The organism is Sphingomonas elodea ATCC 31461 (genome assembly GCF_000226955.1).
Lineage (GTDB): Bacteria > Pseudomonadota > Alphaproteobacteria > Sphingomonadales > Sphingomonadaceae > Sphingomonas > Sphingomonas elodea.
Window position 1 is genome coordinate 57,565 of the sequence record NZ_AGFU01000055.1, and the last position, 15,455, is coordinate 73,019.

General features: G+C 66.5%; 18 protein-coding genes. 10 read left to right on the forward strand and 8 right to left on the reverse strand.

What is annotated here, in order from left to right:
* Positions 1 to 3: 3 nt before the first annotated feature.
* From KK7_RS0114960 to pyrE, 5 genes are read right to left on the reverse strand one after another with little or no spacing between them, the layout of a single operon-like run.
* A complete protein-coding gene (locus tag KK7_RS0114960; RefSeq protein WP_010545460.1) occupies positions 4 to 1,101 on the reverse strand; it encodes an AI-2E family transporter in 1,098 nt (365 codons plus the stop codon).
* Positions 1,098 to 1,988 carry a signal peptidase I gene (lepB, locus tag KK7_RS0114965; protein ID WP_010545461.1) on the reverse strand — a complete coding sequence of 297 codons (891 nt, stop codon included), beginning with the start codon at positions 1,986 to 1,988 and terminating at the stop codon, positions 1,098 to 1,100. Before lepB ends, KK7_RS0114960 begins: the two co-directional genes overlap by 4 nt.
* Positions 1,988 to 2,401 (reverse strand): holo-ACP synthase, encoded by a 414-nt coding sequence (gene acpS, locus KK7_RS0114970; RefSeq protein ID WP_010545462.1) that lies wholly within the window; start codon positions 2,399 to 2,401, stop codon positions 1,988 to 1,990. The genes lepB and acpS overlap by 1 nt, the downstream gene beginning before the upstream one ends.
* Before the next feature lie 4 nt (positions 2,402 to 2,405).
* Positions 2,406 to 3,134 carry a pyridoxine 5'-phosphate synthase gene (locus tag KK7_RS0114975; protein WP_010545463.1) on the reverse strand — a complete coding sequence of 243 codons (729 nt, stop codon included), beginning with the start codon at positions 3,132 to 3,134 and terminating at the stop codon, positions 2,406 to 2,408.
* The gene (gene pyrE, locus KK7_RS0114980; RefSeq protein ID WP_010545464.1) at positions 3,131 to 3,715 is read right to left on the reverse strand and encodes an orotate phosphoribosyltransferase; all 585 of its coding nucleotides are present in this window, start codon (positions 3,713 to 3,715) and stop codon (positions 3,131 to 3,133) included. The genes KK7_RS0114975 and pyrE overlap by 4 nt, the downstream gene beginning before the upstream one ends.
* Before the next feature lie 182 nt (positions 3,716 to 3,897).
* On the opposite strand from pyrE, the gene coxB reads away from it, so the two are divergent.
* Positions 3,898 to 5,001: a cytochrome c oxidase subunit II gene (gene coxB / locus KK7_RS0114985; protein ID WP_237709229.1), complete on the forward strand. Its 1,104-nt coding sequence runs from the start codon at positions 3,898 to 3,900 to the stop codon at positions 4,999 to 5,001.
* A 3-nt stretch (positions 5,002 to 5,004) separates the two neighbouring features.
* Complete coding sequence (gene ctaD / locus KK7_RS0114990; RefSeq protein WP_010545466.1) at positions 5,005 to 6,666, forward strand: cytochrome c oxidase subunit I; 1,662 nt, start codon at positions 5,005 to 5,007, stop codon at positions 6,664 to 6,666.
* A gap of 151 nt (positions 6,667 to 6,817) precedes the next feature.
* Here the strand turns inward: ctaD and KK7_RS0114995 are convergent, their stop codons facing one another.
* Positions 6,818 to 8,830, reverse strand: coding sequence for a TonB-dependent receptor (locus KK7_RS0114995; RefSeq protein ID WP_010545467.1), 2,013 nt, complete (start codon positions 8,828 to 8,830; stop codon positions 6,818 to 6,820).
* A 299-nt stretch (positions 8,831 to 9,129) separates the two neighbouring features.
* On the opposite strand from KK7_RS0114995, the gene KK7_RS0115000 reads away from it, so the two are divergent.
* The 8 genes from KK7_RS0115000 to KK7_RS22650 all read left to right on the forward strand — a co-directional run bounded on the left by KK7_RS0115000 (position 9,130) and on the right by KK7_RS22650 (position 13,740).
* Positions 9,130 to 9,414, forward strand: a complete 285-nt coding sequence (locus tag KK7_RS0115000; RefSeq protein WP_010545468.1) for a hypothetical protein — start codon at positions 9,130 to 9,132, stop codon at positions 9,412 to 9,414.
* Between the two features lie 44 nt (positions 9,415 to 9,458).
* Positions 9,459 to 10,364 (forward strand): heme o synthase, encoded by a 906-nt coding sequence (locus KK7_RS0115005; RefSeq protein ID WP_010545469.1) that lies wholly within the window; start codon positions 9,459 to 9,461, stop codon positions 10,362 to 10,364.
* Positions 10,365 to 10,393: 29 nt separating this feature from the next.
* Positions 10,394 to 10,531: a hypothetical protein gene (locus KK7_RS23185; RefSeq protein WP_193378028.1), complete on the forward strand. Its 138-nt coding sequence runs from the start codon at positions 10,394 to 10,396 to the stop codon at positions 10,529 to 10,531.
* Complete coding sequence (locus KK7_RS0115015; protein ID WP_010545470.1) at positions 10,528 to 11,067, forward strand: cytochrome c oxidase assembly protein; 540 nt, start codon at positions 10,528 to 10,530, stop codon at positions 11,065 to 11,067. Before KK7_RS23185 ends, KK7_RS0115015 begins: the two co-directional genes overlap by 4 nt.
* A 37-nt stretch (positions 11,068 to 11,104) precedes the next feature.
* Complete coding sequence (locus KK7_RS0115020; RefSeq protein ID WP_010545471.1) at positions 11,105 to 11,989, forward strand: cytochrome c oxidase subunit 3; 885 nt, start codon at positions 11,105 to 11,107, stop codon at positions 11,987 to 11,989.
* A 1-nt stretch (position 11,990) separates the two neighbouring features.
* Positions 11,991 to 12,392, forward strand: a complete 402-nt coding sequence (locus KK7_RS0115025) for a DUF983 domain-containing protein (protein WP_010545472.1) — start codon at positions 11,991 to 11,993, stop codon at positions 12,390 to 12,392.
* Position 12,393: 1 nt separating this feature from the next.
* Positions 12,394 to 13,026: an SURF1 family protein gene (locus KK7_RS0115030; protein ID WP_010545473.1), complete on the forward strand. Its 633-nt coding sequence runs from the start codon at positions 12,394 to 12,396 to the stop codon at positions 13,024 to 13,026.
* A 153-nt stretch (positions 13,027 to 13,179) separates the two neighbouring features.
* The gene (locus KK7_RS22650; RefSeq protein ID WP_138983973.1) at positions 13,180 to 13,740 is read left to right on the forward strand and encodes a hypothetical protein; all 561 of its coding nucleotides are present in this window, start codon (positions 13,180 to 13,182) and stop codon (positions 13,738 to 13,740) included.
* A gap of 199 nt (positions 13,741 to 13,939) precedes the next feature.
* On the opposite strand, the gene trhO is transcribed toward KK7_RS22650, so the two are convergent.
* On the reverse strand, positions 13,940 to 14,914 hold the full coding sequence (gene trhO, locus KK7_RS0115040) for an oxygen-dependent tRNA uridine(34) hydroxylase TrhO (RefSeq protein WP_010545475.1): 975 nt from the start codon (positions 14,912 to 14,914) through the stop codon (positions 13,940 to 13,942).
* A gap of 28 nt (positions 14,915 to 14,942) precedes the next feature.
* Positions 14,943 to 15,302, reverse strand: a complete 360-nt coding sequence (locus KK7_RS0115045) for a HesB/IscA family protein (protein WP_010545476.1) — start codon at positions 15,300 to 15,302, stop codon at positions 14,943 to 14,945.
* Between the last annotated feature and the right edge of the window lie 153 nt (positions 15,303 to 15,455).

A 15,455-nucleotide genomic window follows, 5' to 3' on the forward strand; every position in this document is an offset into this window, starting at 1 on the left:
GTCTCAATCCTTGTCGGAGCCCTCGTCGCGCTTGGGCTGCTTGCCGTTGAGGCGGGCGTTGCTTTCCAAGGCGACCTTGATCATCGCAACCATCGGATCGGCCAGCGCCAGGCCGAGCACGCCGAACAGCGTGCCCGACAGGATCTGCGACGACAGGGTGAGCGCCGGCGGCAGGTCGACCGTGCGCTTGGCGACCATCGGGATCACGACATAGCCGTCGAAATTCTGCACGGCGAAGTAGATGACGATCGCCCAGACGCCGGTCTCCTGGCCCGCGCTGAAGCCAACCGCCGCCATCAGCACGCCCGAGATGATCGCACCGACATTGGGAATGAACGCCAGCACGCCGGTGATGATGCCGAGCAGCAGCGCCATCGGCACCCCCGCGACGCTGAGCAGGATCCAGGTCAGCACGCCCTCGAACAGCATGCCGAGCAGGCGGCCGGCGAGCAGCCGCCGCATCGTCGTCGCCATGCCGCCCAGCATATGGGCGAAGGCGTGGCGCTGGTCGAGCGGCACCATCCATTGCAGCCCGCGCTCGTAGATGCGTGGCTCGATCGCGACGAACAGGCCGAGGATCAGGATCATGACCATGCTGGTGACCGCGCCGATCGCGGTGCCCACCGCGCTGGTGAGTTTGCCCACCGAGCCCAGCGCCTCGCGGAGCATGCCGTTGATGTCCGACCGCCCGGGCATCAGCCCGAGGTCGGAGGCCCAGCGGGCGACGCGATTCGCCTGGGTCTCCAGCGTGGTGCGCAGCTGCTCCGCCTGGTCGGCGATCTGCATGCCGGTGCGATAGAAGACGAGGCCAAAGAAGGTGAAGACAAGGATCAGCACCAGCGCGATGCGCAGGCCGCGGGGGATAGGCAGCACCTTGCCCAGCAATCGCGCGCCGCCATCCAGCATCGAGGCGAAGACGAGACCGGCGAAGATGATCAGCAGCGGCTGGATCAGCAATACGATGAGCGCGATGCCCACCGCCATGCCCAGCCAGACGGCGGCCTTCTTGAACTCGGCGCGGGTGGCGGGGTCGCGAAACTCGTTCGGGCCCGGCTCGCGCACGACGCGGACGTGCGCGGATTCCAGCGGATCGTTGCTCATTTTTCCTCGTGGGCAGGGTGCAGCGAAATGCCGACCCGTTCCCCGCGGAAACCCGTGAACCAGGTCAGCGGGTTCCAGGTCGACGAGCCGTCGCGCGAAAAAGTGATGAACTCGGCACGGCCGCCGATATTCTCCCAGGGCACCGGCCCGCCCAGGCCGTTCTGCTCCAGGCTGAATCGGCTGTCCGCACTGTTGTCGCGATTGTCGCCCATCAGGAACACATGGTTCTTCGGGACGATGATCGGGCGGAAATTGTCGCCCGCCGAATCACCCAGATCGGCCACCTCGTAGCTGGCGCCGTTCGGCAGCGTCTCGCGAAACAGGGTGAGGCTGCAATAGGACTTGCCGTTATGGGTGACACGGCGCCCCTCGTAGAAGATCGAGCCGCCGCGCTCGGGATCGGGGTCGCAGCGGGTGTTGCCGTCGATCGGCACCAGCCGCTCGCCCAGGGCCACGCGCGGCACCGGCTTGCCGTTGAGCCAGACGATGCCGTCGCGCACCGCGATGGTGTCGCCGGGCAGGCCGATCACGCGCTTGATATAGTCGGTGCTGTGCTGCGGCGGGGTGACGATCACGATGTCGCCGCGCTCGGGCAGCCGGCCCAGGATGCGGCCTGGAATCGGCGGCAGCAGGTGGAAGGTCGGGGTGACGAACGAATAGCCGTAGGGAAACTTGCTGACGATCAGCTGGTCGCCCACCCGCAGCGTCGGCAGCATCGACTCCGAGGGAATGTAGAACGGCTTGGCGATCAGGCTGTGGAAGGCAAGCACGCCCAGCACCAGCCACAGGATGCCGCGGGCCTCGGCCCACCAATCGGTACCGTGTCGGGTCGCGCCCTGGCGTCGCTCGCTCTGCTTGCTGCTCAACGCCAGTTCGTCCAACCCCATTATCGATCCTTCTCCACCGGCAGCGCCTCGATCATCACCATCGCGAACGCCCAGGGGTGATCATCCGTGAGGGTGAGGTGCACCTTGGCCACGTGTCCCGGTGGCGTCATGGCGTCAAGCCTTGCCTTGGCACCCCCGGTCAGCGCGAGCGTCGGCGCGCCCGAAGGCGCGTTGACTACACCGATGTCTTTCATGAACACGCCCCGGCTGAACCCGGTTCCGACCGCCTTGGAAAATGCCTCCTTCGCCGCAAAGCGCTTGGCGAGCGTGGGGGCGTAGTTGTGCGGGCGCTTCGCCGCCTTGGCGAGTTCCGTGTCGGTGAACACGCGTTGCTCGAACCGCTGGCCGAAACGGTCGAGCGAGTTGCGGATCCGCTCGATGTTGCACAGGTCCGAGCCGAGGCCGAGGATCATGCCTTCACCGCGCCGAATCCATCAGGCTGCGCATCCGGCGGATCACCGGCGCTAGGCCGTCGAAGATCGCCTCGCCGATCAGGAAATGGCCGATGTTCAGCTCCATCACCTGCGGGATCGCTGCGATCGGCACGACATTGTCGAAGGTCAGGCCGTGGCCGGCATGCGGCTCGATCCCGTTGCGCGCGGCGAGCGCCGCCGCATCGGACAGGCGCTTCAGCTCCGCTGCCAGCGCCGCGCCCTCCAGCTCGGCATAGGCGCCGGTATGCAATTCCACCACCGGCGCACCGAGGCGGATCGCCGCATCGATCTGGCGGGGATCGGGCTCGATGAACAGCGAGACCCGGCTGCCATTGTCGCGCAGCTTGGCGACCATCGGCGCGAGCAGGTCGAACATGCCCGCGGCATCCAGCCCGCCCTCGGTGGTCCGCTCCTCGCGCTTCTCGGGCACGATGCACACCGCGTGCGGGCGATGCCGAATCGCGATCGCCAGCATTTCCTCGGTGGCCGCCATCTCGAGGTTGAGCGGCACGGTCAGCTCGGTCGACAGCCGGGCGATATCGGCATCGGTAATGTGCCGGCGATCCTCGCGCAGGTGCGCGGTGATGCCGTCCGCCCCCGCCTCGGCCGCCAGCAGCGCCGCGCGCACGGGATCCGGATAACCGCTGCCGCGCGCGTTCCGCACCGTCGCGACATGGTCGATATTGACCCCGAGGCGGAGGCGGCCGGTCATGCGGTGATCGCCCTGCTGCCGGGCTTGGTCGCCGGGATCGCCGCCAGTTCGGGGGGCAGCTGGTCCGCCGGATAGGCCGGCACGTCGAGCCTGGTCAGCGCAATCAGCGGCACCCCGACATCGGCCTTGCCGTTCGAGCGGTCGACGATGCAGGCAGCACCCACCAGCGTGCCGGGATGCTTCTGGATCGCGGCGATGCATTCGCGCGACGACAGGCCGGTGGTGACGATGTCCTCGACCATCACGACACGTGCACCTTGGGGAATCTCGAAGCCGCGGCGCAGCTGGAACTCGCCGTCCTCGCGCTCGACGAACACCGCCTTGCAGCCCAGCGCGCGCGCCGTTTCATAGCCCGGGATGATGCCGCCGATGGCAGGAGAGACGACCATGTCGACCTGCCCGAACGTCTCGCGAATCAGCTTGCCGAGCGCGCCGCACACCCGTTCGGTCCGCACCGGGTCCTCGAAAATACGCATCTTCTGGAGAAATACGGGAGAGCGTAAACCCGAAGACAGGATAAAATGCCCCTCAAGCAACGCGCCTGCGTCGCGAAACTCGTCGAGGATGGCGTCTCCGGTCAATGTCTGGGCTCCTGAAATCAGCGATGGCACGATCCTTTAAGTTGCGGCAGCACCCTCCGCAACCGCACGCGAAAAAGGTTGAGCCTGTCCTTTTCCCAGCTATACCCAGGGTTCAAGGGGCCGGTAGTACGCCCAGGTTGTGCGTTCCTGGAGAGGGGTGACAACACCATATGCGCAGTTTCATGGTACCGTCGATTTTGCTGGCCGCAGGGCTGGCCTTTGCTTCTCCGGGATCGGCACAGACCGCCGCCCCGGCGCAACCTGCTGCCGCCACGGCAGCGTCTGCCGCTGCGGCGGCCCCCGCCGCCAAGGTTGCCGATCCCACGCTCGACGCGGCCGGAAGGCCGCTGCGCCAGGCCGAACCCGGCGTCGGCGAGCCGGTGGACAAGGCCTTCTATCTCCAGCAGCAGGTGACCCCCACCGGCCAGGAGGCCCACTGGTTCCACGATGTGATCCTGCTGCCGCTGATCACCGTCATCTCGATCTTCGTGCTGGCGCTGCTCGTGTGGGTGATCATCCGCTATCGCCGCGCCGCCAACCCCACACCCTCGCGCACCAGCCACAATACCGCGATCGAGATCATCTGGACGCTGGCGCCGGTGCTGATCCTGGTCGCGATCGCCATCCCCTCGATCAAGCTGCTGGCCGCCCAGTTCAAGCCCGCCCCGAAAAACGCGGTGACGCTGAAGGCGATCGGCAACCAGTGGTTCTGGTCGTACGAATATCCCGACAATGGCGGCATCCAGCTGACCGCCAACATGCTCAAGGAAGGCGACCAGGTCGGCAAGGACCAGCGCTATCGCACCGATGCCGACGGCCCCCGCCTGCTCGCCACCGACCAGCGCGTGGTGCTGCCCGTAGGCGTGCCGATTCGCCTGGTGACGACGGCGACCGACGTGATCCACAGCTGGGCGGTTCCGGCGTTCTGGATCAAGCTCGATGCGATCCCCGGCCGTCTCAACGAAACCAGCTTCATCATCCAGAAGGAAGGCGTCTATTTCGGCCAGTGCTCCGAGCTTTGCGGCGCGCGCCACGCCTTCATGCCGATCGCGGTCGAGGCGGTGAGCCCGGCCAAGTTCGCGCAGTGGGTCGCCTCGAAGGGCGGCACCATGCCGGGCGCTGCGGCCGAACCGGCCAGCACCACGGCCATCGGCAACGACGCCAGCGACGCGACCGCCAATGGCGCGGCGGAGGCTGCGCCCACCGTTGCCGCCACCGCCACGCCGGCACCGTCCAACCAGCCTGCGACCGCGAATCCCGCCGGCGCCGGCAACACGGGCAACTGAGCCATGACCGATACCGCGCTCCCCTACACCGCCGCGCATGGCGAGCATGCGCATGGCGAGCATGACGCCGATCACCTGCCGGGCTTCTTCGCCCGCTGGTTCATGTCCACCAACCACAAGGACATCGGCACGCTGTACCTGATCTTCGCGATCATCGCCGGCATCATCGGCGGCGCGATCTCGGGCATCATGCGCGCCGAGCTGATGCAGCCGGGCATCCAATACCTCCCCTGGTGGGTCGCCAAGCTGCACGGCGAGGGCACGTTCGACGAGGCGATGCACTTCTGGAACGTGCTGATCACCGCGCACGGCCTGATCATGGTGTTCTTCATGGTGATGCCGGCGATGATCGGCGGTTTCGGCAACTGGTTCGTGCCGATCATGATCGGCGCGCCGGACATGGCGTTCCCGCGGATGAACAACATCTCGTTCTGGCTCACCGTGGCGGGCTTCGTGCTGCTGATGCTCTCGCCCTTCGTCGGTGTCGGCGCGGGCACCGGCTGGACGGTCTATGCGCCGCTCTCCACCTATGGCGAGCCGGGGCCGTCGGTCGATTTCGCGATCTTCTCGCTCCATTTGGCGGGTGCGGCGTCGATCCTCGGCGCGATCAACTTCATCACGACGATCTTCAACATGCGCGCGCCGGGCATGACGCTGCACAAGATGCCGCTGTTCGCCTGGTCGGTGCTGGTCACCGCCTTCCTGCTGCTGCTGGCGCTGCCGGTGCTGGCTGCTGCGATCACCATGCTGATCACCGATCGCAACTTCGGCACGGCCTTCTACGATCCGCAGTACGGCGGCGATCCGGTGCTCTACCAGCACCTGTTCTGGTTCTTCGGCCACCCCGAAGTGTACATCATGATCCTGCCGGGCTTCGGCATCGTCAGCCACATCATCGCGACGTTCAGCCGCAAGCCGGTGTTCGGCTATCTCGGCATGGCCTATGCGATGGTGGCGATCGGCCTGGTCGGCTTCGTCGTCTGGGCGCACCACATGTTCACCACCGGCCTGCCGGTGCAGGTGAAGATGTACTTCACCGCCGCCACCATGGTGATCGCGGTGCCCACCGGCGTGAAGATCTTCTCGTGGATCGCGACCATGTGGGGCGGCTCGATCAGCTTCAAGACCCCGATGGTCTGGGCGATCGGCTTCATCTTCATGTTCACCGTCGGCGGCGTGACCGGCGTCGTCCTCGCCAATGGCGGCGTCGACGACTATATGCAGGACACCTATTACGTCGTCGCCCACTTCCACTATGTGCTGTCGCTGGGCGCCGTGTTCAGCCTGTTCGCGGGCTTCTACTACTGGTTCCCGAAGATGACGGGCAAGATGTACAACGAAGCGCTGGGCCATGTGCACTTCTGGGTGTTCTTCGCCGGCGTGAACCTGCTCTTCTTCCCGATGCACTTCCTGGGCCTGCAGGGCATGCCGCGCCGCATCCCCGACTATACCGACCAATATGCCTATTGGAACAACATGGCGACGATCGGCTATATGGTGATGGCCGCGGGCATGGCGGTGTTCTTCGTGAACATCCTCTACTCTCTGTTCGCCGGCAAGAAGGCCGAGGCCAATCCCTGGGGCGAGGGTGCGACCACGCTCGAATGGACGCTGTCGAGCCCGCCGCCCTTCCACCAGTTCGAGACGCTGCCCAAGATCGACTGATTTCGGTAACGCTGAAAAACAAGGCCCCGGGGGGAAACCTCCGGGGCCTTTCTTTTGGGGAGCGAAGGCAGCACCACCGCGGCGGCTCTGGCCCGGTGTCGACGCGCGCACACGGAGCGTCCGGCGAAACCGTCCCACCCTGCGCAGTCGGTCAGAACCGCGTCGAGGCGGTAACCCGGAAGCTGCGCGGTGCGCCCGGCATCGTCCAGACGTTCGCATAGGAACTGGCGATATAGTAGCTGTCGAACAGGTTCTCGATGTCGGCACGCAGGCTGAGCCGCTTGTGCAGCGCGATGCTCAGGCTGGCCCGCGCGATCGTGTAGGCGGGCAGACGATAGCTGGTGCCGAAGGGATCGCCGGCGCGGGCGCCGGCATGGGTCACGCCGCCGCCCAGCGCGACCCCGCCCAGTGTCTTCTGGACGAACAGGCTCCCCATCGCCTTGGGCACGTTGCTGAGGGGGGTGCCGATCAGCGCCGGGTTGGCGTCGTTGCGCACCGTCGCATCCAGCCGGGTGAAGGTGCCGGTGACGAGCAGGTCCCGCGCCGCCTTCCAGTTCAGTTCGACCTCGCCGCCGCGGGAGCGCTGCCGGCCGATCTGGGTCCGCACGAAGGGGTCGACGGCGTTGGGGTTGAGCACGTTGCGCTTGATCATGTCGAACAGCGCCGCCTGGCCGGTCAGCCGCTCGCCGAACGCGGCGAACTTCAGCCCCGCTTCGACCGACTCGCTGCGCTCGCCATTGAAGACGTTGAGCCCGTCGGAAGGGTTGAGCCGCAGGGATTCGCCCCAGCTGGCGTAGAAGGCCAGCGCTTCGCTCGCCTTCCAGGTCAGCGCGGCGCGCGGGGTCACACCGCGATCCACCGTTTCCAGCCGCCGATCGCCGGCCAGCCGGTTGATCACGGTCTCGCGGAAATTGTTCCAGCGCGCGCCCAGCAGCAACGTCCACCGGCCGGCGGTGATCAGATCCTGCGCATAGATGCTTTCGCTGCGATACCAGTGGCGGCGATGCGCGAAGGCGGGCGGCACCGGCAGTGCGGTGCGACCATAGACGGGATCGAACAGATCGATCGGCAACAGCGGCTGCGCCGCCGTGCCGCGCGCGCGATTCAGCTCGAAGTCCATGCCATACCGCACCCTGTCGACACCGATCCGCAGGTCGTGCGCCATGCCGAACAGCTCGGCCCTGGCGGTCAGTTCGGCGCGCAGCGAGAGATCGTTCCAGGCGAAGTCGTGGTAGCGGCGGTCGCGCCCGGCGGTGCGGCCATCCGCCTGCAGCCCGCGCGGCCCGAAATCGACCATGGTGGCATAGCCGCGCAGCGACCCGTCCCGCTGGCTCGCCCCCAGTTCGAGCCGCACGCTGCCCGCGAGATCGGCGAACAGGCTCGCCTGCTGCCAGAAACCGTTCTGGACGATGTCGCCGTCGCCGGGCTCCCCCAGAAAGGTGCGACGGTCCATCGCCCGCGCATTGCCGCCGATCGCAACGATACCGCGGTCGAGCACGCTGGTGTTGCGCATCACCTCCGCCTGGTAAAGCAGCCGCAGCCCGTCGGCGGGCGCCCAGGCGAGCGAGGGCGCGATCAGCCGGCGCGTGCCGTGCACCTGATCGCGGAAGCTGTCCCGTCCCTCCGCGACGCCGATCACCCGCGCCGACAGGCCCTTGGCCAGCGGGCCGGTGAGGTCTGCGGTGACGCGCCAACTGTTCCAGCTGCCATAACTGACGTCGCCGGCACCCTGGAGGGTATCGCGCGGTGCCTTGGTGACGATGTTGATCGCGCCGCCCGGCTCCCCCAACCCGGAGAGCGCGGCGGTCGCGCCCTTCAGGATCTCGACCCGCTCGATCGTCGCGGCGTCGATAGGCGCGTTGAAACCGAAATTGCCGCTGAACCGGTTGATGCGAATGTCCGGCCCGGCGTTCTCGTCGCCGGCAAAACCGCGGATTGCGACCTTGTCCCACAGCCCGCCGAAATCATTCTGACGGGTAACGCCGCCTGCCAGATCGAACAGGTCGCCGAGCCGGGTGGGGTTCACTGCATCGAGCAGTTCGCGATCGAGCACGCGGACCGATTGCGGATAGGCGAACGGCAGCACTTCCGCCCCGAGGATGCTCGCATTGGCCGTGCGCGCGGTGACGATGATGTCCTCCTGGCCCGGGGCATCCTGCGCCATGGAGGGCAACGGGACCCCGCCCGCGAGGAGCGCGACCGCCACCGTGCGCCGGAAAGAGGAAGTTGTGACCATCTGTGTGGAGCCCGCCCTGTAGCCTGTTGGGCGGCGCCGATAGGATTATTGCTACTCAGTTGCAATAGCGAGATTGGGATTTCCGGCTATTTCCGAATCTGCTGGCATGGCCGCCGCAAAGCGCGCAGTACGGCGGTTCGGTAACTTCTGCGGGCTATGGTCACCCGCCGCCCCCGAACGTGCCGCTCGCGCGTTGGTCAGGCGATCGGCATTTCTGGAGACTGAGCATGCGCACCCCCTATGCCGACTGGATGAAGATCGGCCTCGACAGCTGGATGCTGGGCATGGAGGCCTCCACGGTCATCGGCCTGCGGCTGGCGAAGCTCGCGGCAGGCGGGCCCGGCGCGACGGCCGAGGCGCAGCGCATGGTCGCCGAGAAGATGCAGGCCGCTTGGGAACTGCAGGTCGCCGCTGCGACCGGGCGACTGGGCAACACGCCCGAGGCTCAGGCCAGCAGGACGCTCCGCCACTATCGCCGCAAGGTGCGCGCCAACGCCAAGCGGCTGGGCTGAGAGGCCCCTTTCGCGCGCCCGAGCATCGCCGTATATCGGGAGCGATGATGTCCGTGACCAACGCCAATCCCGCACTGCCCGCCGATTGGCGCGATTTTCTTGCCCTCACCAAGCCGCGGGTGATGACGCTGGTCGTCTTCACCGGCCTGTGCGGCATGCTGGCCGCGCCGGTGCCGATCCACCCGGTGCTGGGCTTCACCGCCATCCTTTGCATCGCGCTCGGTGCGGGCGCAGCCGGTGCGCTCAACCAGTGGTACGAGGCAGACCTCGATGCCAAGATGAAGCGCACCCAGGGCCGTCCGCTGCCCGCGGGCCGCATGGACCGCCAGTCGGCACTTCATTTCGGCGTGGGGCTCGCGGCGTTCAGCCTCGTGCTGATGTATTTCGCGATCAACCTCGTTGCGACGCTGATCCTCGCGGTCTCGATCCTGTTCTACGTGTTCGTCTACACGATCTGGCTGAAGCGGCGGACGCCGCAGAACATCGTGATCGGCGGGGCGGCCGGCGCGTTCCCGCCGCTGATCGGATGGGCCGCCGCCACCGGCGACGTCGCGACGCTGCCGGTCCTGTTGTTCGCGCTGATCTTTCTGTGGACGCCGCCGCATTTCTGGGCGCTCGCGCTGTTCGTGAAGACCGATTACGCCAATGCCGGGGTACCGATGCTGCCGGTCGTCTCCGGCGAACGCACCACCCGCATCCAGATCGGCCTCTATACCCTGCCGATGATTGCCACCGCCGCCGTTCCCTGGCCGCTGGGGCTGACCGGCATGATCTACGGCCTCACCGCCGCGGTGATGTCCGGCATCTTCCTCGCCATGGCGGTGCAGGTCGCCACCCGTCGCACCGAGCCGGAAGACCGTATGATCCCGGAAAAGCGGCTGTTCAAATTCTCGATATTGTACCTTTTCGTGCTATTCGGCGCGCTGGTGATCGACAGGTGGGTGGGATGAACGACTCACGCGGAGAGGATGTGATACGCATGCCGGCATCGGAGCTGGAATTGATCCGCGCGCGCCAGCGGTCGCGGGCACGGGTGATGGCGTTGCTGCTGGGCGGGTTCGTGCTGCTCGTCTTCGCCATCTCGATCGTCAAGATGAAGCTGGGCCACGGCGGATGAGACTGAGCCGCAACCTGCGCGTCGGCCTGATGGGTGCCGTGCTGGTCTGCAGCATGACCGGCCTCGGCTTCGCGGCGGTGCCGCTCTACCGGATGTTCTGCGAGGCGACCGGGCTCAACGGCACCACCCAGCGGGGCCTTCGCGCTCCCGGTGCGACGGGGCAGAAGATCACGATCGCGTTCGACAGCAATGTCAGCCCCAAGCTGCCGTGGAAATTCGTGCCCGAGCGGCGCGAAGACACGATCGACATTGGCGGACGCGACATGGCGTTCTTCACCGCCACCAACCTGTCCAACCAGCCGATGACGGGCACGGCGACGTTCAACGTCACCCCCGCGCAGGTCGGCAAATATTTCACCAAGATCCAGTGCTTCTGCTTCACACAGCAGACGCTGAAGCCCGGCGAGACGGTGCGGATGCCGGTGATCTTCTTTGTCGATCCGAAAATCCTGAACGACCCGGACGCGCGCGACGTGGAAGAGATCACGCTGTCCTATACATTTTATCCTGTGGATTCGCCGAAGACACCGAGCTAGCATCACGCCAAATAGAGAGAGGATTGGGGATACGCCCATGGCTGGAGCAAAGAACCACCAGTATCATATCCTGCCGCCGAGCATCTGGCCGCTTCTAGGCTCGCTGGGCGGGCTGATTCTCGCCTCCGGTGCCGTGCTGTGGATGCACAAGATGGCGAACGGCACGCTGGTGCTCACCACCGGTTTCGCGCTGGTGCTGCTCACCATGTTCGGCTGGTGGGGCAAGGTGATCCAGGAGGCCCATGCCGGCGATCACACGCCGATCGTGCAGCTCCACCTCCGCTACGGCATGATCCTGTTCATCGCCTCCGAAGTGATGTTCTTCGTCGGCTGGTTCTGGGCCTGGTTCGATTTCTCGCTCTTCCCCTCCACGGTCGAGGCGGTCGGCGGGACCTGGCCGCCCAAGGGCATGGAGGTGCTCGACGCGTGGCAGTTCCCGCTGCTCAACACGCTGATTCTGCTCTGCTCGGGCTGCACCGTCACCTGGGCGCATCACGGCCTGATCCACAACGAGCGCGGCGGCGAGCTGCGCGGGCTGTGGGGAGCGCTCGGCGTCGGCGAGAATGACAGCGTCAAGAAGGGCCTGTGGCTCACCGTGGTGCTGGGCCTGCTGTTCAGCTGCCTCCAGGCCTATGAGTATATGGAGGCTCCCTTCCCCTTCAAGGCGGCCAGCGAGGGCGGCTCGAGCTATGGCGGCGCCTTTTTCATGGCGACGGGCTTCCACGGCTTCCACGTCATCATCGGCACGATCTTCCTGATCGTGAACCTGGTGCGCGCCTATCGCGGCGATTTCACGCCGAAGCAGCATTTCGGCTTCGAGGCAGCGGCCTGGTACTGGCACTTCGTCGACGTCGTCTGGCTGTTCCTGTTCGCGTCGATCTATGTCTGGGGCGGTTGGGGCGCGCCGGTCCACGCCGGCTGACGTGGCCGGTTCGAAACCCGATCCCGCCGGGGGCGGCAGCACCACGCTGCCGCCCCCGATCGCATCCGGCGTCTATGGCTGCTGCCCGCGCTGCGGCGCCAGAACGCTGTTCCGCAGCTTTACCGCCTTCGCCGATCACTGCCCCGCCTGCGGGCTGGAGTTCAGCGCGTTCAACGTCGGCGACGGACCCGTGGTGTTCCTGACCCTCGGCATCGGCACGCTGGTGACGATCCTGGCGCTGTGGATGGAGTTCAGCCTCGCCCCGCCCTTCTGGGTGCACCTGCTGCTGTGGCCGCCGGTCACGCTGGCGATGGTGGTGGGATCGCTGCGGGTGGCGAAGGGGCTGCTGCTCGCGCTCGAGTATCGCAACCGGGCCCATGAGGGCCGGATCGCCGAGGACTGACATGCGCCGTCTGCCACTGCTCCCCACCCTGCTCGTCGGCCTCGCGGTGGCGGCGATGATCGGCCTCGGCATCTGGCAGCTCGATCGCCGGACGCAGAAGCAGAGTGCACTGGCGGTCTTTGCCGCCAACACGATGCAGCCGACGATCACGATCGAGAGCGGTGCCGCCGATGCCTCGCTGCTGTTCCGCCATGCGCGCAGTGCCTGCCAGTCGGTCGTCGCCTGGGCGCGGCAGGGCGGCCGCAGCGTGGCCGGCACGCAGGGCTGGCGCCAGATCGCCACCTGCCGCACCCATGCGGGCGCCACGCTGCTGGTCGACATGGGGGTAACGCGCGATCCGATGTTCCGCCCGCACTGGCCGGGGGGCGTGGTGAGCGGCACCCTTACCCGCGCGCCCGACCACCGCCCGCTGATCGCGAGCATCTTCGACGGCACGCCCCAGCCGCTGATGCTGGTCTCCGAGCAGCCCGCGCCGGGGCTGGAGCCGAGCACCCCGCCGGACATCGCCAGCGTGCCCAACAACCACCTCGCCTATGCGGTGCAGTGGTTCCTGTTCGCCGGGGTGGCGGTGATCATCTATGTGCTGGCGCTGCGGCTCCGGGCGCGGGGAGCGCCGCAGCCTCGGGTGGGGTGAGCGCGAGGCACCGACGAGGATAGCGCGGCGCGACGTTGACTGAGCGACGCTGTGGCAAGGGTGGACTGCAAAGCAGCAGTTTTTGCGATCAGGATTGCAATCGGCCGGGAATGGGGTTCACTCGTCGCAACACCAAGAGGATCGCGCGGCATCATGAGCTTTGACATCTACGTACTTGTGCCTGCGGCATCATGGCCAACCGCTCGACAGCTCGATGATGCGCTCGTCGCTACCGCTTGTCCCGTGCGAATGGGCCCACGCCCCTCTCCCGCATGGGAGGCTCCGTTGGCACCGGTACCGGCTGAACCCATCCGGTTCATTGTTGAAAACCCGGCGCAAGCTGCAGCGCTCGGTCGGACGGTTGGGGAGCAGGTGGAGATACCACACAATATCGCCATGCCGGTGGTTCTCGACGGCGCGGTATTGGACCCGGATTTCGGCATCGAGGTGGTGACCGATGCACACGCCTTGAATGCCCAGTTGGGCAGCTTTCAAGATGGTCCGGTTGCGGAACTCGGTGATCTACTGGTTTGGTTCTCCCACCATTCGGATCAGCGAAACTACAACGCAGCGATGTACATTCTGTCGACGCTTATCACGAACTTCGCTGGGCACGGCTTCGAGATGCAGGGCATGTCTCACGGACGCGAGTCGTTCGCATGCGAGCTTCTGGATTCCCTCTATCCTGATCCGGTGGAAAACCCGTTCGGTTAGGAATGGCTCCGCAGCGCAAACACTGCCTCATACCAAGCTGCGCGGATAGCGACCCATTCTCCAGCGTCATGCCAGCGAACGCTGGCGTCTCCCGCAGGCGCGCTGTTCCGTTTTGCCCAGCCTCCGGGAGACCCCAGCTTTCGCTGGGGTGACGGCTGGTGGCTAGGGCGAGATGATTCCGTATCAGCGCAGCTTGGTATCAGCCCTCCTCCGTCGCCACCGGATACACCTTCCCCACATGTGGTTCGCCCCGGGTGGCGGCGAAGCTCTCCTGCCGCTGGCGCTCCCGATACCGCTCGCGATCCGCGTCGGTGCGCTCGTCATGGCAGGCCGCGCAACTGACCCCCGCCTCGTACAAAGGCGAGCGGCGGTCCTCGACGCTCACCGGGCGGCGGCAGGCGTGGCAGAGTTCGTAGCTGCCCGGCGCCAGGCCGTGGCCCACCGTCACGCGCTGGTCGAACACGAAGCATTCGCCGTCCCACAGGCTCTGCGCCTCGGACACCTTCTCCAGATAGTTGAGAATGCCGCCCTTGAGGTGGAACACCTGCTCGATGCCCTCGGACTTGAGGAACGCCGTCGACTTCTCGCAGCGGATGCCGCCGGTGCAGAACATCGCCACCTTGGGGCTAGTCTCGCCCCGGCCGAGCAGTTCCTCGCGGTGGGCGCGGAACCAGTCGGGGAAGTCGCGGAAGCTTTTGGTATGCGGGTCGATCGCGCCGCGGAAGGTGCCGGCGGCGACCTCGTAATCGTTGCGCGTGTCGATCAGAACCGTGTTTGGATCGGCAATCAGCGCGTTCCAGTCCTCGGGCGCGACATAGGTGCCGACGCTCGCCAGCGGGTCGATGTCCGGCTGGCCCATCGTCACGATCTCGCGCTTGAGGCGCACCTTCATCCGGTAGAAGGGCTGCGCGGCGGCGCGGGAATATTTCACATCGGCCCCGTCGCAGCCCGGCAGCGCACGGACATGTGAGACCACCGCGGCAATGGCGTCGTCGCTGCCCGCGATCGTGCCGTTGATCCCCTCGCGCGCGAGCAGCAGCGTGCCCTTCACGCCCTGAGAACAGCAGAGCTTCGCCAGGGGGCCCTGCAGGCCTGCCGGATCGTCGAACCGGGTGAATTGGTAGAGCGCCGCCACGCAGATCGGCAGCGCGGCAGTGTCCGCAACGTCAGTCATTTCGGCGGATCTACTCCAGCCGGAGCCTTTAGACCATGAAGCTTTCGCCGCAGCCGCAGGTGCCCTTGGCGTTGGGGTTGGTGAACACGAAGCCGGCGGTGAAATCATCCTCCACCCAGTCCATCGTCGAGCCGATCAGGTAGAGCACCGAGGCGCCGTCGACGAAGAAGGTGCCGCCGGGGGTCTCGATCCGCTCGTCGAGCGGCTTGGCCTCGCTGACATAATCGACCGAATAGGCGAGCCCCGAGCAGCCGCGACGCGGGGTGGAGAGCTTGACGCCGACCGTGCCTTCCGGCGCCTTCGCCATCAGCGCGGCGATGCGCGCCTCGGCGGCGGGGGTGAGGAGCAGCGCGGCGGGGCGCTGGCGGGAGGTGGTCGCGGTGGTCATCGTCTCTTCTACCTTCTTAAGCCCGTCCCCTTCAGGGGGGTGGGGGTGGGGCCTGACCGATCCACAAGTCCGTCGCTCGTGGAGAGTCCCCCACCCCAACCCCGCATCGGGTGAACAGCGCCCCGCGCTGTTCAGGCGCTGCCGGGGGCAGCG

Excerpts from the sequence above, each read along its gene's own strand:
- KK7_RS0115015 (WP_010545470.1), top strand. The coding sequence starts at position 10,528 with ATGAGACTGAGCCGCAACCTGCGCGTCGGCCTGATGGGTGCCGTGCTG.
- KK7_RS0115030 (WP_010545473.1), top strand. The coding sequence starts at position 12,394 with ATGCGCCGTCTGCCACTGCTCCCCACCCTGCTCGTCGGCCTCGCGGTG.
- KK7_RS0114960 (WP_010545460.1), bottom strand. The coding sequence starts at position 1,101 with ATGAGCAACGATCCGCTGGAATCCGCGCACGTCCGCGTCGTGCGCGAG.
- KK7_RS0115045 (WP_010545476.1), bottom strand. The coding sequence starts at position 15,302 with ATGACCACCGCGACCACCTCCCGCCAGCGCCCCGCCGCGCTGCTCCTC.
- KK7_RS0114975 (WP_010545463.1), bottom strand. The coding sequence starts at position 3,134 with ATGACCGGCCGCCTCCGCCTCGGGGTCAATATCGACCATGTCGCGACG.
- KK7_RS0114995 (WP_010545467.1), bottom strand. The coding sequence starts at position 8,830 with ATGGCGCAGGATGCCCCGGGCCAGGAGGACATCATCGTCACCGCGCGC.
- KK7_RS0115000 (WP_010545468.1), top strand. The coding sequence starts at position 9,130 with ATGCGCACCCCCTATGCCGACTGGATGAAGATCGGCCTCGACAGCTGG.
- KK7_RS23185 (WP_193378028.1), top strand. The coding sequence starts at position 10,394 with ATGCCGGCATCGGAGCTGGAATTGATCCGCGCGCGCCAGCGGTCGCGG.
- ctaD (WP_010545466.1), top strand. The coding sequence starts at position 5,005 with ATGACCGATACCGCGCTCCCCTACACCGCCGCGCATGGCGAGCATGCG.
- trhO (WP_010545475.1), bottom strand. The coding sequence starts at position 14,914 with ATGACTGACGTTGCGGACACTGCCGCGCTGCCGATCTGCGTGGCGGCG.
- lepB (WP_010545461.1), bottom strand. The coding sequence starts at position 1,988 with ATGGGGTTGGACGAACTGGCGTTGAGCAGCAAGCAGAGCGAGCGACGC.
- KK7_RS0115005 (WP_010545469.1), top strand. The coding sequence starts at position 9,459 with ATGATGTCCGTGACCAACGCCAATCCCGCACTGCCCGCCGATTGGCGC.
- KK7_RS22650 (WP_138983973.1), top strand. The coding sequence starts at position 13,180 with ATGAGCTTTGACATCTACGTACTTGTGCCTGCGGCATCATGGCCAACC.
- coxB (WP_237709229.1), top strand. The coding sequence starts at position 3,898 with ATGGTACCGTCGATTTTGCTGGCCGCAGGGCTGGCCTTTGCTTCTCCG.
- KK7_RS0115020 (WP_010545471.1), top strand. The coding sequence starts at position 11,105 with ATGGCTGGAGCAAAGAACCACCAGTATCATATCCTGCCGCCGAGCATC.
- acpS (WP_010545462.1), bottom strand. The coding sequence starts at position 2,401 with ATGATCCTCGGCCTCGGCTCGGACCTGTGCAACATCGAGCGGATCCGC.